The following is a 19,663-nucleotide window of genomic DNA, read 5'->3' on the forward strand; positions in this document are numbered from 1 at the left end:
CGACGCACGAACCCTCCGGCAGGCCAAAAGCCTGCCGGTTTTCTTTTGTCCAGATTTCACTGCCTGCTTTTTCAACAGAAGAGAATGAAAAAGGGGCTGGCGGAATCGATCGTTAAAAGGTATCCGGTGACTCCCATGGCGCGATATGTATTCATCACAGGCGGCGTGGTTTCTTCCCTCGGGAAGGGAATTGCGGCCGCGGCCCTCGGAGCATTGCTTCAGGCGAGGGGTTACCGGGTTCGGCTTCGCAAGCTCGATCCTTATCTCAACGTTGATCCGGGCACGATGAGCCCGACCCAGCACGGCGAGGTGTTTGTCACCGACGACGGCGCTGAGACGGATCTCGATCTTGGTCACTACGAACGCTTTACCGGCCGTTCAGCGACCAAGACCGACAACATCACCACCGGTCGCATCTACAAGAACATCATCGACAAGGAACGTCGCGGCGATTATCTCGGCGCAACCGTTCAGGTCATTCCGCACGTGACGAACGAGATCAAGGATTTCGTCACCGAAGGCAATGACGACTACGATTTCGTCCTGTGCGAAGTCGGCGGCACGGTCGGCGACATCGAGGCAATGCCGTTCATGGAAGCGATCCGCCAGGTCAAGAACGACCTGCCACGCGGAACCGCGATCTATCTGCATCTGACGCTGATGCCGTATATTGCAGCGGCGGGCGAACTGAAAACCAAGCCGACCCAGCATTCCGTCAAGGAATTGCAGGCGCTGGGCATTCATCCCGACATCCTGCTTGTGCGCGCCGATCGCGAAATTCCGGAAGCAGAGCGTCGCAAGCTCTCCCTGTTCTGTAATGTCCGCCCCTCGGCCGTCATTCAGGCGCTCGACGTGGCAAATATCTACGATGTCCCGGTCGCCTATCACAAGGAAGGCCTCGACAACGAGGTTCTGGCCGCCTTCGGCATTGAACCGGCTCCGAAGCCACGCCTCGACGCCTGGGAAGACGTCTCAAGCCGCATCCGCCAGCCGGAAGGCGAAGTGACGATCGCGATCGTCGGCAAGTATACTGGCCTCAAAGATGCCTACAAGTCGCTGATCGAAGCCCTTCATCACGGTGGCATTGCCAATCAGGTCAAGGTCAAGCTCGAGTGGATCGAGTCGGAAGTTTTCGAAAAGGAAGACCCGGCGCCTTACCTCGAAAAGGTTAACGGCATTCTCGTGCCGGGCGGCTTTGGCGAGCGTGGTTCGGAAGGCAAGATCAAGGCGGCCCAGTTCGCCCGCGAGCGTAACGTGCCCTATTTCGGCATCTGCTTCGGCATGCAGATGGCGGTTGTCGAGGCGGCGCGTAACCTTGCCGGCATCGAACAGGCATCCTCGACCGAGTTTGGCCCGACCAGCGAGCCGGTCGTTGGCCTGATGACCGAATGGGTGAAGGGCAATGCGCTCGAAAAGCGCGCGGCAGCCGGCGATCTCGGTGGCACGATGCGCCTCGGCGCCTACAATGCCAGCCTGAAGAAGGATACGCGGATTGCCGAGATCTACGGATCGACCGACATTTCCGAGCGTCACCGCCACCGTTACGAAGTCAATGTCGACTACAAGGACAAGCTGGAAAGCTGCGGTCTCGTCTTCTCCGGCATGTCGCCGGACGGCGTTCTGCCGGAAACGGTGGAATACCCGGATCACCCGTGGTTCATCGGCGTCCAGTATCACCCGGAACTGAAGAGCCGCCCGCTCGATCCGCACCCGCTGTTCAAAAGCTTCGTGGAAGCGGCGCTGGAACAGAACCGCCTCGTCTGAGGTGTTTCAGCAGACAAGAGATCACGGAAAACCCGGCCTTTGCGCCGGGTTTTCTGTTTGATGCCAAACTTTCCGCCGCCGATCTCGTCGTCCTCGGCCTTGTGCCGAGGATCTAACCACGTCGATCATGTCGGGCCGTTGCAGATCCTCGGCACAGGGCCGAGCATGACGGCGGAGAGGTTTGTCGAGAGCCGCAAATCCGATTCCGCGGCTGTTTGCCCTTCTCAGGATTTCAGACCCTTATACGCCTCCAGCGCCCTGTCTCTTGCCATGCCGTGGTTGACGATCGGCCGGGGATAGGTTTTGCCAAGCTCTACCCCGGCATCGGCCAGAACATGCTCCGGCGCCTCGAAGGGCTTGTGGACATACTTATTCGGCAGCTTTTCCAGTTCCGGCACCCAGCGGCGGACGTAAGCGCCGTCGGGGTCGAATTTTTCGCCCTGCAGGATCGGGTTGAAGATGCGGAAGAAGGGCGAGGCGTCTGCACCCGAACCGGCCACCCATTGCCAGTTGGCGGTGTTGCTCGCTGGATCGGCGTCGAGCAGCGTATCGCGGAACCATGCGTCGCCGCGCCTCCAGTCGATCAGAAGGTCCTTGACCAGGAAGGACGCTGTGATCATCCGCACCCGGTTTTGCATATAGCCGGTCTGCCAGAGTTCGCGCATCCCGGCATCGACGATCGGATAACCGGTACACCCCGCGGTCCAGGCGGAAAAATCATCCGTATCGAACGCCCATTCGAGAGCGTCGAATTTCGGGTCCCAGTTTCTGGTGCGCAGGTCGGGAAATTCCACCATGAGATTGTAGCAGAAATCGCGCCAAGCGAGTTCCTTGCGAAAATGGACGAGATCGTCCCTGTGTTGAGCCGCGATCCCGTTTGTGGCGTGCCAGATCCGGGCAGGGGAGATTTCGCCATGCGCCAGATGCGGCGATAGTCTCGATGTCGAATCGGTGCCCGGAAAATCGCGGCCGCGCTTGTAGTCGAGCAGATCGGCGTCAATCAGCGCTTCAAGCTTTTCCAATGCACCGGCCTCGCCCGGTGTCCAGAATTGCGAAAATCCGGAAGCCCAGTCCGGTTTGCTCGGCAGCAGGTTCCAACTGGCGAGCGTTTCGCTTTCCGGATAGCTGTCTGGCGCGATAAAGGATGCGGGCGCGTCGCAGGGCTCGCCCGGCTCGCCAAGCTTCTGCATGGCGTTCCAGAATGGTGTGTAGACCTTGAAGGACCCGCCGGAGCCGGTCCGGATGCGCTGCGGGTCATGCAGTAACTGGCCGTGAAAAGCGCGAATGGCGATACCCGCAGCTTTGAGCGCGACGGCAATGTCATGGTCCACTGCGCGGCGCTCATAGGCATGGTTGACGAAGAGTAGATCCGCGCCGGATGTGCGGGCGATATCCTGCAGCACTGTCGCGGCCGGTCCGGAGCGCAGGCAAAGATCGCTGCGGCGTGCTCTCAAGCTGTCGCGCAACGCAAGGAGCGAATGATGGAGCCACCAGTCCTGCGCGGCACCCAGCGAGCCGATGTCGGGACTTTCGGGCTCGCGGATATAAACGCAGATGACCGGTCGGCCTGTTTCCCATGCCGAATGCAGCGCATGATTGTCATCGAGCCTCAGGTCGCGGCGGAACCAGACGATGACCGGCTTGCTGTCTTTTTCTGCCACGCGGGGCCTCCTGTTTTCAATGTCGGGAACTAACGCTTGATATCGCGAAAGGCTCACGACAAAATCAGGGGCGCAAAAGGATGACCGGGCAAACGTCACCTGCCGGCAGTTCCGGTGCATGCGGCGGACGGATAATGAGGCAATCTGAACGCGCGAGGATCTTCATCATCGAGGAATCCTGCTTGCCATAGGATTCCGCCACCAGCCCGCCGCCCGCGTCCTGCGACAATCTGGCTCGAAGGAAATCCTGCCGCTGGTCATTGGCGGCAAGGGTGTGCGCGCTGACCGCCTTGGCTTCACGCCAACGCTCCGGCAGATGCGCCAGTTTCCGCAATGTCGGCTCGAGAAACAGGAGGCTGCAGACAAGGCTCGCGACCGGATTGCCGGGCAGGCCCAGCACCTGCATGTCGCCCAGCGAACCGACCATCAGCGGCTTGCCGGGGCGCATGGAGATACGCCAGAAGTCGAGTTCCATGCCGACGGACTTCAACACGCCCTGTACGAGGTCGTGGTCCCCGACGGAAGCGCCGCCAATCGTCACGAGCACGTCGGCACCCGCTACGCGGGCCGCCGAAATCGCTTTCTCGATCTGCGCCTTGTTATCGGGAACGATGCCGAGATCAAGCACTTCGCCGCCGTTGTCACGCACCAGCGCTGCCACGCCAAACGTATTGGAGGCGACGATCTGGGCCGGCCCCGGGGCCGCCCCGGGTTGAACGAGTTCGTCGCCGGTAGCAAGGATGGCCACGAGCGGCTTGCGGTAGACCTCCACCTGCGCATTGTTCGTGGCTGCAGCCAGCGTCAGCGTGGAAAAATCCAGCAACGTGCCGGCCGGCAAGACGTCCTCGCCCTCAGCAAAATCCTGGCCACGCGGGCGGATATGGCGGCCAGCGATCACTGCGAAGGTGGTGCGAATACGATCGCCCTCCAGTCGCTCGGCATCCTCCTGGATGAGGATCGTATCGGCGCCGTCCGGAACTGGCGCGCCCGTGAAGATGCGCACCGCCTGGCCGCGACCGACCGTCCCGTCAAACGCGTGACCGGCCGATGCGGTCCCGATCACCCTCAGTTCATTGCCGATCTCAGGCGCATCGACAGCGCGGATGGCATAGCCGTCCATGGCGGAGGCATCGAAAGGGGGCTGAGTGAGACGGGCGGTTACCGGCCGCGCAAGAACGCGCCCGGCAGCCTGCGCCAACGGCAACATCTCCATCTGCTTGATCGGGCTGGTCAGCGCTGCCAGACGGGCCTTGGCATCAGCGACGGGAAGAAGACCAGGCTTGCCGCTCATTGTTCGCGCTGCCAGTCGCCGGATTTGCCGCCGCTCTTTGCAAGAAGCTGGATGCCGCCGATGTCCATGCCCTTGTCGGCAGCCTTTGCCATGTCGTAGATCGTCAGGCAGGCAACGGACACAGCCGTCAGCGCCTCCATCTCGACACCGGTCTTGCCCGACAGTTTGGCGGTCGCCGTGACACGCAGGCCGGGCAGGGCGGCGTCCTCGACGATGTCGACCGACACCTTGGTCAGCATCAGCGGATGGCAAAGCGGAATAAGATCCGCAGTTTTCTTGGCAGCCATGATACCGGCCAGTCGCGCCGTGCCGATCACGTCGCCCTTTTTGGCATTTCCGTCCCGGATCAGCGCCAGTGTTTCCGGCAGCATCCGCACGAACCCTTCGGCTGTCGCGACACGGGTCGTCTCGGTCTTGTCACCCACATCGACCATATGGGCTTCACCGGCGGCATTGATATGGGTGAGACGCGGGTTTTCGCTCATCGCGAGCCTGCCCCGGTCTGCGTGTCGCCTTCCAGCAGCATGCGGGTGGCGGCAGTCACGTCGTCCTTTCGCATCAGGCTTTCGCCGACGAGGAAGGTCGAGATCTTCGATTTCTGCAGACGCAGGCAATCGGCGTGAGTGAAAATGCCGCTTTCGCCGACGAGCAGTCGATCGTCTGAAACCATCGACGCGAGACGTTCGCTCACCTCAAGGCTGACCTCGAATGTGCGCAGGTTACGGTTGTTGACACCGATCATCGGCGACGACAGCGTCAGCGCGCGCTCCATCTCCTCCTCATCATGCACCTCGACCAGAACGTCCATGCCGAGGGAAAGCGCGGTCTCCTCCAGCGCACGGGCCTCGTCGTCGGAGAGCGAGGCCATGATGATCAGAATGCAGTCGGCGCCCCAGGCGCGTGCTTCATGCACCTGATAGGGTTCGAACAGAAAATCCTTGCGCAGCGCCGGCAGCGCGCAGGCGTCGCGGGCAGCGGTCAGAAATTCCGGCGCGCCTTGAAAGCTTGGGCCATCGGTCAGGACGGACAGGCATGCGGCCCCGCCGGCTTCATAAGCCTTGGCCAGCGCCGGCGGATCGAAATCGGGACGGATCAGACCCTTTGAAGGGCTTGCCTTCTTGATCTCGGCAATAAGGCCAAACGTGCGGGCCTCCTGCCGGGCAACGAGCGCCCTGTAGAAACCACGCGGCGGGGAGACGTCCTTCGCCATCGCCTGGAGGTCTGCAAGCGGGGTCTTGGCCTTGGCGGCTTCGATTTCCACGCGCTTGTAGGCTTCAATCTTGCGCAGGATGTCCGTCATGCGCCGGTTCCTTCCCCGTCAGGCGTCTCGTTTGATATGGCGATCAGACGATCGAGCACGGCTGCCGCCTTGCCGCTGTCGAGCGCAGCGGCTGCAATCGCCATGCCATCGCGGACATTCTCGGCCTTTTCGGCGATGACCAGGGCCGCGGCAGCATTGCAGAGCGCGATATCGCGATAGGCGGTGCGCGCCCCGGCAAGAACGTCGCGAAGCGCGGCGGCATTCACTGCGCCATCGCCACCCTTCAGGTCGTCGATGACGGCACGCGACACGCCGAAATCGTCCGGCGTCAGTTCGAAGCTGCGGATCGCGCCGTTTTCCAGTGCCACGACCTGGGTCGTGCCGGTCGTGGTGATCTCGTCCATGCCGTCCCCATGCACGACCCATACACGGTCCGAGCCGAGATCGCGCAGGACTTCGGCGAGCGGTTGCAGCCATTGCGGTGAAAACACGCCGAGCAACTGCCGTTTCGCTCCGGCCGGGTTGGAGAGTGGGCCAAGAAGATTGAAGATGGTGCGGGTGCCGAGCTCGACGCGGCTTGCCGTCACGTGCCGCATGGCCGCATGATGTTTCTGGGCGAACATGAAGCCGATCCCGGCCTGTGCAATGCACCGACCGATCTGTTCCGGGCCGATCTCCAGGTTGACGCCGAGCGTGCTCAGCGCATCGGCGGTGCCGGATTTCGAGCTCTGCGCGCGATTACCGTGTTTGGCGATGGTCACACCGGCGCTGGCCACGATCAGGGAGGCGAGGGTGGAGATATTGTAAGTGCCGATCCCATCACCGCCCGTGCCGACGATATCGACCGAGTCGACGGGGGCTGATACCGGCACCATCTTGGCGCGCATGGTCGAAACCGCACCGGCGATCTCGTCGACGGTTTCGCCACGCACGCGCAATGCCATCAGAAAGCCGCCGATCTGCGCAGGCGTTGCCTCGCCCGACATCAGGATGTCAAAGGCCTCGCGCGCTTCCGTCCGGCTCAGGCTGTCGCCGCCTGCGACCTTGGCGATGAACGGTTTCAGAACCGGCATGTCGTCTCTCCCCGAACCGTCATCAGCGCAGCGTCGCCATGGCCTGCTCGGCGGCGGTCTGGTTGATCTGAACGCCGAACTCCTGCTGCAGCCGGTTCACCATCTGGTCGAGCATGTCGTCGCCGGCAGCACGGGCCATCTGCTGCATCTGCTGATCCTCGGCGCCACCGCCGCTCGCGGACTGGTGGTCGACAGCCGCGATCTTCATCAATACCCGGCTTTCGCCATCGGCGGCCAACGCGCTGGCGCTGGACGCGACCGGCCCGGCAAAGGCAGCCTGGACCGTGGCCGGACCGAAGACCGCATCGGTGCTGGAGCGCCGCAGGCCCTGCTTGTTTTCGACGGCAATGCCGATCTCGCCCGCGATCGTCGCCAAGGCCTCGCCAGCGTCGACGCGCTTGCGGTATTCTTCGGTCTTTGCGGCAAGTGCGGCTTTCTGCTGTTCGTTGGTCCAGTCGGCCACGGCCCTCTCGCGCACGTCAGAAAGCGGGCGCTCGTGCTCCTCGATAACGTCATCGACGCTGTACCAGACATAACCGGTATTGCCGAGCGTGACCGGCAGCGTATCCGCGCCGATCTCGGCACGGAAGGCTTCGGGGAGAAGACTGTCGGACTGGGGCAGTGTGGCGATGCGGTTGCCGTTTTCGTCATTGCCGCTCCGGTCGAGCGTGACCGTGACGGTCTTGAGTTTCATCTCGCTTGCAGCTTCCTGCAAGGTCGCACCAGTGCCACGCAGGTCGTCGAACTTGTCGTGGGTTTCGTTGAGGCTGCGGGATGCCGCCGCCAGAGCGAGCTGGTTTCGGATCTCCGGCCTGACCTCCTCGAAGGTCTTGGTCGTGGCCGGCTTGACGTTCGTGACGCGCAGGATGACGGCGCCGAACGTGCCCTGGATGGCCGGCGTGGTGCCTCCGGCTGCCGGCAGCGCGAAAGCGGCCGCGCCAACCTTCGGATCCGGAACCTGTTCCCTGGTAAATTCGCCGAGCAGGACGTCGCCTGCGGTCTTGCCCTGGTCAGTCACGAGCCGGTCGAACGTCACGGCGCCGGTGGCGAGCTGACCGGCGGCCGCGTCGGCCATTTCCTTGCTGGGAAAGGTCAGCTGCTCGATCGTGCGGGTCTCCGGTGTGCCGAACGTATCCTTGCGGCTTTCATATTCTGCCTGCACCTGTTCGTCGGTGATCGCGGTCGGATCGGCAACGTCTTCCGGCTGCAGCGTCACATAAGTCAGCTTGCGCAGTTCCGGTGCCCGGTAGCGGGCCTTGACGCCCTCGAACCATGCGGCAAGAACATCGTCGCCGGGCGCCTTGACCGGCGGGATGTTGGCGTAGGATAGGATCAGGTAATCGACCACGCGCGTTTCGTCAGCGTGTTGACGCATCGCGTCCACCATAACGGCCGGCGGTGTGAAGCCATCGGATACCGCATCGATGATCTGGCCGCGGACCGCGATCTTCTTGCGCTCCTTGATGTATTCGTTCTCGTCAAACCCGGCTTGCTGCAGGCGTGCGGAAAACAGCTGGCGGTCAAACTGGCCGTTGCTGTTCTTGAAGGCGGGATCCGCTGCCACCAGCAGCGCAAGCCGGTCGTCGGAAAGCCCGAGCCGCATGTCGGCGGCAAGCTGGTCCAGCGCCGCACCGGCGGCAAGTTGGCTGAATACCTGCTGATCCAGGCCAAAGGCACGTGCCTGCTCCGCAGTCAGGTTGGTACCGAACTGGCGGCTCAGTTGCGATAGCTGGCGCTGCATAGCAATGCGGAATTCCTGCGGGGTGACGCTCTGGTCCCCGACCGTCATGACCGTATTGCCTCCAGCCGGTGCCATGATCGAGGCCGAGACACCCCAGATGCCGAATGATACGCCGAGCAGCAGAAGAAGCGCTTTGGCAACCCACGAGCGGGAAGCGGTTCTGAGGGAATCGAGCATGGACTACATCACCTTGCGAATTATTGCGCGCCGCTTTTACCAGCGGCGGTCGTCATTGAGAGATTGTCTCTAGAACAAACCGCCGCGGAAATGAAGGCGTTGCGTGCAAAAGCGATGCACAGCTGTGTTATGCCGCCGATCCGCTGGATGAGGCAGGCGCATGATGACTTTTTCGGGCGCGAAAAACCGCTTCTGTGACCAGCGACAGCGGCAGGCCGATGGCGAGCGGAATGAGGAAGTAGATCACCCGGAAAGCCACGAGTGCGCCGATCGATGCCTGATCGCCCATGACATGCCGAACCGTGACCTCGAGGACGCCGAGCCCACCCGGTGCATGGGTGATGAGAATAGCCACATTGGCAAGGACGAAGGCGGTCGCGGCCTTGAGGTAGCTGACATCGGCAGATGCCGCCATGACTTCGCGCAGGCAGGCGGAAACCAGCGCGAAATTGATCGTGCCGACGACGATCTGCATGACCGCCACACGCCATGTCGGCATGCCGAAATGCCATTTCCAGATCTTCAGCGGTGTTCTCAGTGTCAGTGCAAGGACGACATAGGCAAGGCAGGCTAGCAGCAGACCCAGTCCGGTGAGGGTCACCACGGTGCCGCGGATCTTGAGAACAGCGGCCGTGTCGGCGGGATTAAGGATCATCACCGCGCCGCCCAGCGCGGCCAGCCCCAGCCCGACAGTGACGCCTGACATCAGCACGATCTTGGCCACGGCTTCCGCATCAAGCCCCCAATGGGCATAGTAGCGGTATCGGATGGCCCCGCTGCTGAGGCCCGCCAGGCCGACGCTCTGACCGATGGACAACGCCAGAAAGGATGCCAGGGCGATCTTCGGGTAAGCGAGCCGGCCGCCGACATAGAGCACGCCCGCCCAGTCGAAAAATGTCAGGCAGAGGTAGGAGGCGGCGGCAAAGAATAGACCGAGGGCCAGATTGCCGGGCGGGATCGCCCGGACCGATTCGACAATATCGGAAAACGTGTACTGTCGAAGGCCTACATAGAGCAGATAGCCGGCAAGCCCGAAGCCGATCACCATTGTCGACCAGGCAAGAATGCGCTTGGCGTTCATGGCGATACCCATCGACTGCGGGACATCCCAAAGCAAAACGCGGCCAGACGACGGATGGCGGCAACAAAAATGGATAGGCGAACGCGAGGTCGGGTGAGGGCGAAAATCATCGCCATGAAATTATCTCCGCAGTGACCCGGATGAACGGCAACTTGCCGTCTTTGTTCCACGATTGCCCTCTATCGGATTCCTGCAGGCGAGCGAACGGCCGTTGCGAAGGCTAGTGCGGCCGGACACAGTCATCGTTCAGCCTGTATTAAGGAGATTACGCGCATCTTATCGAAGAATGGCGGTTGTCGGGTTCGGCACCGCGACTGCAACAGGACATGTGCAATGAAGAAGCCCATTCGCGTCGCGCTCATTCTGGCGGTTTCTGCCGGCAGCATGCTGGCGCAGACCCTGCCCGCAACCGCCCAGTGGCGCGATGGACCGCACCGCTGGGACGACCGCCGCGGCCCGCCACCGCCGCCGCGCCGTCATCACCGTGATCACGATAACGGCAAGATCATCGCCGGCGGCCTTGCGGCCGGCGTCATCGGTGGCCTGATTGGTGGCGCGCTTGCCAACGGTAACAGCGGCGGCCCACGCTATTATGTCGAGGAGCCGCCACCGCCACGCTGCTGGTTCGAAGATCGCCGCGTGCAGAACGCCTATGATGGCGGCTGGCATTACGAGAACGTGCGCGTCTGCAACTGAGGCGCAGCTCTTGAAACAATAACGAGACAGCCGGTGAATGCCGGCTGTTTTTGCCTCTGCTCGGCCGCGGTCAGGTACTGTTGCCTATGTATTTTCGTTGAAGATTTGGCGGAAGAGGTGGGATTCGAACCCACGGTACGGTCTCCCGCACGCCGGTTTTCAAGACCGGTTCCTTAAACCACTCGGACACTCTTCCCAAGGAATGCGCAGGCCATGGGACCTTGGATCGCCGGGACGAGGCGGCCCGGCCATTCCGGCATCCGGCTTTACAGCGTTGCAGGGCCAAACGTCAACAGTAAGCGGTTAGCTGCTTTCCGTATTCCATGTGTTGCATCAGCGGATCACCCATCGTTCCGGCGGATACAGTTTCCGGTGGTGGCACTCCCGGAACCATACCGCGGCGTTCAGCCGTTCGCGGCGGCGCCCGGTGGGTTCAATCATGCACCAGTGCCTGCGGTCCGGTCCGACAGATTCGAACTGATACGGTCATGTTCGAAACAGCGTTGACGAAATCCCTTTGCCCTGCGCGCAGAGCAGCCAGAGAGTTTGTGAGCCAGCGCGTCATATCGGGCTCAGTCGCCACGGGAAAAGACCGCCGGCGCCGGATGGCGCTGACGGTCTCATTCGGATTGCCTGGTGGGCAATGGATCAGTTGGCGGGGGCCGGCGTCGCCGGGGCAGGGGCTGCGGGTTCGCTGGTGGCCGGCGCCGGCGTTGCCGGTGCGGGCGTGGTCGTGCTTGCGGCGGGCGGCGTTGCAGGCGTGGTGCCGGTCGGCGTCCGGGAGCCGGGAATAAACATCCAAATCGCAAGCGCGACAACGATGACGACGGCGATCCCGACGATGACGTTTCTGTTCATGGGTGGTTCCTCCATACTGTTTTGTCTAACGTAATCCTGGAGAAACTAGTTCACCCGTTTTGATTGTCCATGACTTCGACCTCACCTTTGTCTTTCGGTGAGACTGGCCCATTTTCAGGCATATGTGCCGCGGCGAGGCGAGCGTCAGGTGGGCAGGGTGCTCACGGCAGCTTTAACCGACGCTTAACCATGTTCTTCGCTATTTGTTCTAGTCCACAGATTTTGTTCGCAATTTCGCCATCATGCAGGCACTAGTATCGACGCGACTAACAGGTGATCTTGCGCGCGGCGCGCATGAACACATGGGGGACTGTCTCCAAACGGGATTGGAGATGGCCTGAAAGCGGCGGGACTGAAAATTGAATTTACGAAACAGCAAGCTTGTTTTTGGCGCGCGTTGGCTCGGCATTGCGCTGGCATGTGCAAGCGTCGCCTCCTGTGCGACCTCGAAGCCCGAGCCGAAAAAGCAGCGCAGCAAGGAATATTTTTCCGAGAAGGAATATGGCGTCAAGGCCAGCCCGCGCGTTGTCGCGGACGGCAAGCCCGTGCCCAAGGGTGGCGGCCGGTTCATGGTCGGCAACCCATACGAGGTCAAGGGCAAGGTGTACGTACCCAAGGAAGACCCGAACTATAACAAGAACGGTTTGGCCTCCTGGTACGGGTCGGCCTTTCACGGACGCTTGACGGCCAATGGCGAAGTCTATGACTCCAGCCATCTCTCTGCCGCGCATCCGACCTTTCCACTGCCCAGCTATGCCCGCGTGACCAATCTCGATACCGGCTCGTCGGTGATCGTTCGCGTCAACGATCGCGGCCCCTATCATCCGGGCCGCATCATCGATGTGTCGAGCCAGGCCGCCGATATGCTCGACATGAAGCGCACCGGCACCGGCAATGTGAACGTGCAATATGTCGGCCGCGCCCGTATGGATGGCCATGACATGCCGTTTCTGATGGCATCCTATGTCCGCAAGGGCGATCGCATTCCTGGCATCCGGCCGGAAGGCCAGATCGCTAGCGGCGTGATGGTGGCGTCCAACGAGCGCTTCGGCGACCAGCTGCAAAGCTATGCGACGTCGGCATCGCCGTCGGTCCGCCCGTCGGCCCCGATGGCGCTCGCCGGCCGCACGCCGAGCGGTCCATCGTCGAAGGCCTCGGCCGCTCTTGCTGCCGTCGAGGCGCAGGCCGCCGCATTGCCGCAGGCGGCAGGCATTGGTCGCAACGATGCGGTTTCGTCCTTCCAGGATTTTGCCGATCTACCCTTCAGCGGACCTCTGCCGGGCGCCCGTCCGGGTGCGCGTCAGGCTGCCGCTGCGACGTATGTGGCCTATGCCGCGGAGCCGGCCTATGGCGAGCATACGCTCGAGGCTCAGGCCCGCTCGTTCCAGAACGCGCCGATCCGTCGGCCGGCCCGCCGCTGATCTGCCGACACGACGGGGAGGGTGTCGCAAATTTGCCGCCCTCGAACGCAAAACCCTGTCGAAAACAAGTGGTTGATCCCTATTGAAGATTGCACCGGCGCCGCCACGTTGGTAGCAGTCCCAACGGGGCTGACACTTTCGCATTTCGGGGACCGAGAATGCTGACGCGCATCGCCATGTTGGCGCTCTTCACCGTTTCCACGCTTTTGCCCGGCGCGCTGGCCGCAGCCCCCGGCGATGCCGCGCCGATCTTCGCGACCAAGGCCCGTCAGGTCTACATGGTCGAGGCAAAGTCCGGCACGGTTCTTCTCGCCAACAACGAGAATCAGGCTTTCCCGCCGGCATCGCTTGCCAAGCTGATGACGATGGACCTGGTTTTCTCCGCCTTGAAAAACGGCGAGATAACGCCCGAGACCACTTACAAGGTGTCCGAAAACGCCTGGCGCAAGGGCGGCGCGCCGTCAGGTACGACGACAATGTTTGCCGCTCTCAATTCCGTCATTCGCGTCGATGACCTCGTGCGGGGCGTCGTCATTCAAAACGGCAACGATGCCTGCATGATCCTTGCCGAAGGCATGGCCGGGTCCGACGCGTTGTTTGCCTCGCGCTTGTCCGACCGGGCCCGGGACCTCGGCATGAGCCGCAGCGTGTTCGGCAATTCCACCGGCCTGCCGGACGCCGAAAGCCATACGACCGCGCGCGACATGGTGACATTGGCGCGCCACATCCACACGACCTATCCAGATTATTACGGTCTCTACGCGCAGCCGGACTTCACCTGGAACAAGATTTTTCAGCGCAACAAGAACCCGCTTCTGGGACTGAATATGGGAATCGACGGGCTTGGCGCAGGTTTTGCCGAGGGCGCGGGCTTTGCGGCCGTCGCCTCGGTCGAGCGCAACGGCACGCGATTGTTTCTGGCGCTCGGCGGGCTTGCCAGCGACAAGGAGCGCTCGGAAGAGGCCCGTCGCATTCTCGAATGGGGCCTGAGCGCGTTCGAGAACCGGATCGTGTTCAAGGACGGTGAGGCGGTCGGGCAGGCGAGCGTCTATGGCGGCGCACAGGGTAGGGTCGATCTTGTCGCCGCAGGACCGATCGAGCTCTACGTGCCGACCGACAATCTCGAGCGGCTCTCGGCGCGCATCGTCTATCGCTGGCCACTGCGCGCGCCCGTGGCGGTCGGTCAGGATGTCGGTGTGCTCAAGGTCTATTCGGGCGAGCGGCTGCTGCGCGAAGTGCCGCTTCATGCCGCGGCGGCGGTCGCAACGGGTTCGCTCGTGTCGCAGGCGACCGATGCGCTGCTGGAGATGATGTTCTTCTGGCTTTAGGTGCATTTACACCCGGCGATTGCCCCTGTGGCGGTTCCACGCGGACGCAAGTTGCGCTATGAGGGCGCAAACCACATCGACCAGCACATCTTAACCCGTGCCGGACAATTTGAGGCCATGTTCGCGGCCTCCAGCAGGACGAAGGCAGCGTGGCGGAACCAGCCGGGATTTTCATCAGTTTCGAGGGCGGCGAGGGCAGTGGCAAATCCACCCAGATCCGTCGCCTTGCCGAACACCTGCGTGGCCGCGGCATGGATGTGGTGGTGACGCGCGAACCCGGCGGCTCGGCCGGAGCGGAAGCGGTACGCCATGTCATCCTGTCGGGAGCTGCCGAAAGTTTCGGCGTGCGCATGGAGGCCGTGCTGTTTGCGGCTGCCCGCAACGATCATGTCGAGGAGATCATCCGGCCGGCGCTGGCACGGGGTTCGGCTGTTCTATGCGATCGCTTCGTGGATTCTTCACGCGTCTATCAGGGCGTGACCGGCAACCTGGAGCCGGCATTCATGGCCGCGCTGGAAGAGGCGGCGGTCGACGGGGTGATGCCGGATCTCACCATTCTCCTCGATCTGCCGGCTAAAATCGGGCTCGCGCGCGCCGGCAGGCGTCGCGATGCGACCGCTCCAGCGTCCACGCCCGACCGTTTCGAACGCGAGCAGCAGGAAACCCACGAAAAGCGCCGGGAGGCCTATCTCGAAATTGCGGCCAATGAACCGGAACGCTGCCGCATCGTCGAGGCCGACCGGCCCGAGGTCGATATTGCTCATGAGATCGCCGCGCTCGTCGATGATCTGCTCGAACGGCGCGGTGTGCCTTCGATCGCACGGGAAACGGCATCGTGAGCGGCGAGGCTCCCAGCGTACTCGACGGCGCCATTGCGCCACAGCGCAACACCAACCTTTTCGGCCACGCGGAAGCCGAGGATTTTCTTGCGCGCAGCTACCGGTCTGGCAAGGGCCACCACGCCATCCTGATCGAAGGTCCCGAAGGCATCGGCAAGGCGACATTGGCGTTTCGCTTCGCCAATCACGTCCTCACCCATCCCGATCCCTCGACGGCGCCGGACAGGCTCTCGCCCCCCGATCCCGATAGCATGGTCAGCCGCCAGATCGTCGCCGGTGCCTCGCACAATCTCCTGCACCTTACGCGGCCGGTGGACGACAAGACCGGCAGGGCGAAATCGGCCATTACCGTCGACGAGGTGCGGCGCGCCGGGCATTTTCTCTCGCAAACATCGGGTTCGGGCAGTTGGCGCATCGTCATCGTCGATCCCGCCGACGATCTCAATCGCAACGCCGCCAACGCCATTCTGAAGATTTTGGAGGAACCGCCGAAACGGGCACTGTTCCTGGTCCTGTCGCATGCGCCCGGCAAGCTTCTGCCGACCATTCGTTCCCGCTGCCTGCCATTGCGGCTGCAGCCGCTGTCGAACGACGACCTGGCGTTGGCGCTGGAGACGCTCGGCGCGCCGCTCGATAGCGGACGCATGGCGCAGGAAATCGCCGGCCTTGCCAAGGGAAGCGTGGCGCAGGCACTCAAACTGATGAATTATGGCGGCCATGATATCATTCAGGCGTTCGAGGACGTGTTGAAGGCGCAGGGCCCGGGCGCGCGAAAAGCCATGCACCGGCTGGCCGACGTCCTGTCCGGAAAGGACAATGATGTTCTGTTCGGCTTCTTCGTCGAACATCTGACCGAACATCTGGTCGAACAGGCGCGAGCGCGCGCTCAAGCCGGCGACCTTGCAGGCGCCGATCGTGCGGCGCGCCTTTCCAGCGAAGTCGGCGAACGCATTGCCGTCGCCCAGGCCTATAATCTCGATCGCAAGCAGACCATCCTGTCCATCCTGGAGGAGGTGCGGGCCTGATCCTGCGACATGGTGGGAAAGTAGCTGTTTCGCATTGCGGAAACTTGCTTTAAGAGCGGCAGGTGAACGTGAAAATTTGCAGAGTGCCGCCGCCATGTCCGACAAGACACCGTATTACATCACCACTGCCATCTCCTATCCGAACGGCAAGCCGCATATCGGCCACGCCTATGAGCTGATCGCCACCGATGCCATGGCGCGCTTCCAGCGTCTGGATGGTCGTGACGTGTTCTTCCTGACCGGCACGGACGAGCACGGCCAGAAGATGCAGCAGACGGCGCGCAAGGAAGGCATTTCGCCGCAGGAACTGGCGGAGCGCAACTCCTCCGAATTTCGCCAGATGGGCAAGCTGCTGAACGCTTCGAACGACGATTTTATCCGCACCACCGAGCCGCGCCATCACGAGGCGAGCCAGGCCATCTGGAAGATGATGGCCGATGCCGGCGATATCTACAAGGACAGCTATGCCGGCTGGTATTCGGTGCGCGACGAAGCCTATTACGGCGAAGACGAGACCGAACTGCGCGACGATGGCGTGCGCTACGGGCCGCAGGGCACGCCGGTCGAATGGGTTGAGGAGTCGAGCTATTTCTTCAAGCTGTCGGAATATCAGGACCGACTGTTGAAACTCTATGAAGAACAGCCGGACTTCATCGGGCCGGCCGAGCGCCGCAACGAGATCATTTCCTTCGTCAAGTCCGGCCTGCGTGACCTGTCGATCTCGCGCACGACCTTCGACTGGGGTGTCAAGGTGCCGAACGATCCCGAGCATGTCATGTATGTGTGGGTGGACGCGCTGACCAACTATCTGACGGCCGTGGGCGTGCTGACCGACCCGAATGGCCCACGTGCAAAATTCTGGCCGGCCGATGCCCATATCATCGGCAAGGACATCATTCGCTTCCATTCGGTCTACTGGCCGGCCTTCCTGATGTCCGCCGGCCTGCCGCTGCCCAAGCGCGTCTTCGCGCACGGTTTCGTGCTGGCAAAGGGCGGTGAGAAAATGTCGAAGTCGCTCGGCAACGTGCTCGATCCTTTCGAACTCATCGAGCATTTCGGCCTCGACCAGATCCGCTATTACCTGATGCGCGAGATCTCCTTCGGTCAGGACGGCTTTTGCAGCGAGGAAGCAATTGGCATCCGTATCAATGCGGATCTCGCCAACGGCATCGGCAATCTCGCGAGCCGCTCGCTGTCGATGATCGTCAAGAACTGCGATGGCCAAATTCCGCAGCCGGGCGAACTGACGCCAGAGGATGCAGCTATGCTGGCGGCTGCCGATGCACTTCTTTCGATCTGCCGCGACGAGATGGGCAGACAGGCCATCCACAAGGCCGTTGCCGCGATCATTGCCGTCGTGTCCGAGACGGACCGGTATTTCGCCGGCCAGCAGCCCTGGGCGTTGAAGAACACCGATCCCGAGCGCATGGGCACGGTACTTTATGTCACGGCAGAAGTGGTGCGCCAGATCGCCATCCTTTTGCAGCCGTTCATGCCGGCATCGACGGCAAGACTACTCGACCTGGTGACTGCGCCCGCCGATAAACGCGATTTTGCCGCTCTGGGCGAAACCGGCCGGCTCGTGCCGGGCACCGCGCTCCAAGCACCGACGCCGGTCTTTCCGCGTTACGTTGCACCGGCAAGCAACGCATAAGGCGCAGGCAGATGCTGATCGATACCCATTGCCATCTGGATTTTGCCGAGTTCGAGGCGGAGCGCGACGATATCATCGCGCGCGCTCATGCCGCCGGCGTCCAGCAGATGGTCACTATCTCCACGCGCGTGCGTAAGCTCGAGAGCCTGCTTGCGATTGCCGAAAAATACCCGTCGGTATTCTGCTCGGTCGGTACCCATCCCAACAATGCCGGCGAGGAACTGGATATCCAGGTCGATGACCTCGTCAGGCTCGCCCATTCCCACGAAAAGATCGTGGCGATCGGTGAGGCGGGTCTTGATTATTTCTACGACACGCAGACGCCGGCCGACCAGAAGACCGGACTGTTGCGCCATATCGCAGCGGCGCGCCAAACGGGTCTGCCGCTGGTCATTCACAGCCGCAGCGCGGATGACGACATGGCGGAAATTCTCAGCAGCGAAAGCGGGAAGGGGGCTTTCCCCTTCATCCTGCACTGCTTCTCATCGGGCGCCGAACTGGCGCGGGTTGGCGTTGAGCTTGGCGGATACGTATCCTTCTCCGGCATTCTCACCTTCCCCAAATCCGAGGATCTGCGTCAGATTGCCAAGACCGTTCCGCGGGAACGGCTTCTGGTAGAAACAGACGCGCCTTTCCTTGCGCCCAAACGCTGGCGCGGGCAACGCAACGAGCCGTCCTACGTCGTCAATACGGCGGAAGTTCTGGCAGATGTGCATGGGCTGAGCCTGGAAGACATGGCGCGGGTCACCACGGACAATGCCCTGCGTCTTTTCACGAAAATGCCGAGGCTCTGATCGTGACAGGCTACCGCCGGCGTTTCACCATTCTCGGCTGTTCATCTTCGCCGGGCGTGCCGCGGCTCAATGGTGACTGGGGCGCCTGCAACCCGGAAAATCCGAAGAACCGGAGAACCCGCGCCAGCCTGCTCATCGAGCAGATCGGTCCGGACGGCGGCAGGACAACCGTGGTGATAGATACCGGCCCGGATTTCCGGGCCCAGATGATCGCCGCAAAGGTCGAACGTCTCGATGCCGTCCTCTATACCCATGCGCATGCCGACCACCTTCATGGCCTCGACGACCTGCGCGGCTATTTCGTGGTGCAGCATCATCGGCTGCCGATCCATGCGGACGCCGAAACGCTGGTGCGCATTCGCCAGGCCTTCGGCTACTGCCTTGATACGCCGCCCGGCAGCAATTATCCGCCGATCGCCATCGCCAGACTGATAGAAGACACGCCAGGCACGGATATCATCATCGAAGGCGCCGGCGGCGCCATGCGTTTTCAGCCGCATCGACAAGTGCATGGCGACATTCATTCGCTGGGTTTTCGTATCGGCGACGTGGCTTACTGCAGCGACGTCAGCGATTTTCCCGCCGACAGCATCGAGCGCCTGAAATCGCTCGACATGCTCATCATCGACGCGCTGCAATACAGGCCGCATCCAAGCCATCTTTCGCTGGGCCAAGCACTGGACTGGATTAAAAGGCTGAAGCCGGCGCGGGCCATTCTGACCCATATGCATACACCGCTGGATTACGACGTAGTGATGGCTGAGACGCCCGAACACGTCGTGCCGGCCCATGACGGTCTGACTTTCCAGATCGACCTCGACGCGGCGGTCGTCTGACGCAGCGGCAGCGGTTGGATGAGGGTACAAGCGCAACCGTCAGTCCCGAATACCTAATTCAAAAGTTCCATAATATAGATTATCGAAGTTTTGGATTGCTGGCGGTGGGTTCAAGGATGAAGTGCGACTTGCGAATGATACCAATGGGTTGTCACTCGCAAGG

The 19,663-nt window shown here is 62.0% G+C and carries 17 protein-coding genes and 1 tRNA gene; 9 read left to right on the forward strand and 9 right to left on the reverse strand.

The features are described from left to right. Window positions 1-126: 126 nt before the first annotated feature. Complete coding sequence (locus tag ACQKKX_RS10270; RefSeq protein ID WP_427570579.1) at window positions 127-1,764, forward strand: CTP synthase; 1,638 nt, start codon at window positions 127-129, stop codon at window positions 1,762-1,764. Between the two features lie 224 nt (window positions 1,765-1,988). On the opposite strand, the gene ACQKKX_RS10275 is transcribed toward ACQKKX_RS10270, so the two are convergent. The 7 genes from ACQKKX_RS10275 to ACQKKX_RS10305 all read right to left on the reverse strand — a co-directional run bounded on the left by ACQKKX_RS10275 (window position 1,989) and on the right by ACQKKX_RS10305 (window position 10,049). After that, window positions 1,989-3,425, reverse strand: coding sequence for a cryptochrome/photolyase family protein (locus tag ACQKKX_RS10275; protein WP_427570580.1), 1,437 nt, complete (start codon window positions 3,423-3,425; stop codon window positions 1,989-1,991). 64 nt (window positions 3,426-3,489) lie between these two features. Further along, complete coding sequence (locus tag ACQKKX_RS10280; protein WP_427570582.1) at window positions 3,490-4,716, reverse strand: molybdopterin molybdotransferase MoeA; 1,227 nt, start codon at window positions 4,714-4,716, stop codon at window positions 3,490-3,492. Continuing rightward, complete coding sequence (moaC, locus tag ACQKKX_RS10285) at window positions 4,713-5,201, reverse strand: cyclic pyranopterin monophosphate synthase MoaC (protein WP_427570583.1); 489 nt, start codon at window positions 5,199-5,201, stop codon at window positions 4,713-4,715. Before moaC ends, ACQKKX_RS10280 begins: the two co-directional genes overlap by 4 nt. Further along, window positions 5,198-6,016 (reverse strand): indole-3-glycerol phosphate synthase TrpC, encoded by an 819-nt coding sequence (gene trpC, locus ACQKKX_RS10290; RefSeq protein ID WP_427570585.1) that lies wholly within the window; start codon window positions 6,014-6,016, stop codon window positions 5,198-5,200. The genes moaC and trpC overlap by 4 nt, the downstream gene beginning before the upstream one ends. Further along, a complete protein-coding gene (trpD, locus tag ACQKKX_RS10295; protein ID WP_427570587.1) occupies window positions 6,013-7,050 on the reverse strand; it encodes an anthranilate phosphoribosyltransferase in 1,038 nt (345 codons plus the stop codon). Before trpD ends, trpC begins: the two co-directional genes overlap by 4 nt. Window positions 7,051-7,072: 22 nt before the next feature. Then, window positions 7,073-8,968, reverse strand: a complete 1,896-nt coding sequence (locus ACQKKX_RS10300) for a SurA N-terminal domain-containing protein (RefSeq protein WP_427570588.1) — start codon at window positions 8,966-8,968, stop codon at window positions 7,073-7,075. 127 nt (window positions 8,969-9,095) lie between these two features. After that, a complete protein-coding gene (locus ACQKKX_RS10305; protein WP_427570590.1) occupies window positions 9,096-10,049 on the reverse strand; it encodes a lysylphosphatidylglycerol synthase transmembrane domain-containing protein in 954 nt (317 codons plus the stop codon). A gap of 333 nt (window positions 10,050-10,382) precedes the next feature. Here ACQKKX_RS10305 and ACQKKX_RS10310 point away from each other — a divergent pair, with 333 nt between their 5' ends. Beyond that, window positions 10,383-10,745 carry a hypothetical protein gene (locus tag ACQKKX_RS10310; RefSeq protein ID WP_427570591.1) on the forward strand — a complete coding sequence of 121 codons (363 nt, stop codon included), beginning with the start codon at window positions 10,383-10,385 and terminating at the stop codon, window positions 10,743-10,745. A 106-nt stretch (window positions 10,746-10,851) separates the two neighbouring features. Here ACQKKX_RS10310 and ACQKKX_RS10315 read toward each other — a convergent pair. Beyond that, window positions 10,852-10,941: transfer RNA gene (locus ACQKKX_RS10315), tRNA-Ser, on the reverse strand. A gap of 452 nt (window positions 10,942-11,393) precedes the next feature. Beyond that, entirely contained in the window at window positions 11,394-11,603 is a 210-nt protein-coding gene (locus ACQKKX_RS10320; protein WP_427570592.1) for a hypothetical protein, read from the reverse strand. 359 nt (window positions 11,604-11,962) lie between these two features. Between ACQKKX_RS10320 and ACQKKX_RS10325 the strand changes: the two genes are divergently transcribed. From ACQKKX_RS10325 to ACQKKX_RS10355, 7 genes are all read left to right on the forward strand, one after another. Next, window positions 11,963-13,024, forward strand: a complete 1,062-nt coding sequence (locus ACQKKX_RS10325) for a septal ring lytic transglycosylase RlpA family protein (protein WP_427570593.1) — start codon at window positions 11,963-11,965, stop codon at window positions 13,022-13,024. A 158-nt stretch (window positions 13,025-13,182) separates the two neighbouring features. Beyond that, entirely contained in the window at window positions 13,183-14,352 is a 1,170-nt protein-coding gene (locus ACQKKX_RS10330) for a D-alanyl-D-alanine carboxypeptidase family protein (protein ID WP_427570594.1), read from the forward strand. 149 nt (window positions 14,353-14,501) lie between these two features. Next, window positions 14,502-15,191, forward strand: coding sequence for a dTMP kinase (gene tmk, locus ACQKKX_RS10335; RefSeq protein ID WP_427570595.1), 690 nt, complete (start codon window positions 14,502-14,504; stop codon window positions 15,189-15,191). Then, window positions 15,188-16,216: a DNA polymerase III subunit delta' gene (locus ACQKKX_RS10340; protein ID WP_427570596.1), complete on the forward strand. Its 1,029-nt coding sequence runs from the start codon at window positions 15,188-15,190 to the stop codon at window positions 16,214-16,216. The genes tmk and ACQKKX_RS10340 overlap by 4 nt, the downstream gene beginning before the upstream one ends. Window positions 16,217-16,310: 94 nt before the next feature. After that, window positions 16,311-17,870 carry a methionine--tRNA ligase gene (metG, locus tag ACQKKX_RS10345; protein ID WP_427570597.1) on the forward strand — a complete coding sequence of 520 codons (1,560 nt, stop codon included), beginning with the start codon at window positions 16,311-16,313 and terminating at the stop codon, window positions 17,868-17,870. 11 nt (window positions 17,871-17,881) lie between these two features. Beyond that, on the forward strand, window positions 17,882-18,664 hold the full coding sequence (locus ACQKKX_RS10350; protein ID WP_427570598.1) for a TatD family hydrolase: 783 nt from the start codon (window positions 17,882-17,884) through the stop codon (window positions 18,662-18,664). Between the two features lie 2 nt (window positions 18,665-18,666). Continuing rightward, window positions 18,667-19,500 carry an MBL fold metallo-hydrolase gene (locus ACQKKX_RS10355; protein ID WP_427570599.1) on the forward strand — a complete coding sequence of 278 codons (834 nt, stop codon included), beginning with the start codon at window positions 18,667-18,669 and terminating at the stop codon, window positions 19,498-19,500. The last annotated feature ends 163 nt before the right edge of the window (window positions 19,501-19,663 follow it).

It is taken from the genome of Neorhizobium sp. NPDC001467, assembly GCF_050275975.1.
In the GTDB taxonomy this organism is placed as follows: Bacteria; Pseudomonadota; Alphaproteobacteria; order Rhizobiales; family Rhizobiaceae; genus Neorhizobium.

Coding starts and splice junctions, on each gene's coding strand:
- ACQKKX_RS10280 (WP_427570582.1), bottom strand. CDS start 4,716: ATGAGCGGCAAGCCTGGTCTTCTTCCCGTCGCTGATGCCAAGGCCCGT.
- moaC (WP_427570583.1), bottom strand. CDS start 5,201: ATGAGCGAAAACCCGCGTCTCACCCATATCAATGCCGCCGGTGAAGCC.
- trpC (WP_427570585.1), bottom strand. CDS start 6,016: ATGACGGACATCCTGCGCAAGATTGAAGCCTACAAGCGCGTGGAAATC.
- trpD (WP_427570587.1), bottom strand. CDS start 7,050: ATGCCGGTTCTGAAACCGTTCATCGCCAAGGTCGCAGGCGGCGACAGC.
- ACQKKX_RS10300 (WP_427570588.1), bottom strand. CDS start 8,968: ATGCTCGATTCCCTCAGAACCGCTTCCCGCTCGTGGGTTGCCAAAGCG.
- ACQKKX_RS10305 (WP_427570590.1), bottom strand. CDS start 10,049: ATGAACGCCAAGCGCATTCTTGCCTGGTCGACAATGGTGATCGGCTTC.
- ACQKKX_RS10310 (WP_427570591.1), top strand. CDS start 10,383: ATGAAGAAGCCCATTCGCGTCGCGCTCATTCTGGCGGTTTCTGCCGGC.
- ACQKKX_RS10320 (WP_427570592.1), bottom strand. CDS start 11,603: ATGAACAGAAACGTCATCGTCGGGATCGCCGTCGTCATCGTTGTCGCG.
- ACQKKX_RS10330 (WP_427570594.1), top strand. CDS start 13,183: ATGCTGACGCGCATCGCCATGTTGGCGCTCTTCACCGTTTCCACGCTT.
- metG (WP_427570597.1), top strand. CDS start 16,311: ATGTCCGACAAGACACCGTATTACATCACCACTGCCATCTCCTATCCG.
- ACQKKX_RS10350 (WP_427570598.1), top strand. CDS start 17,882: ATGCTGATCGATACCCATTGCCATCTGGATTTTGCCGAGTTCGAGGCG.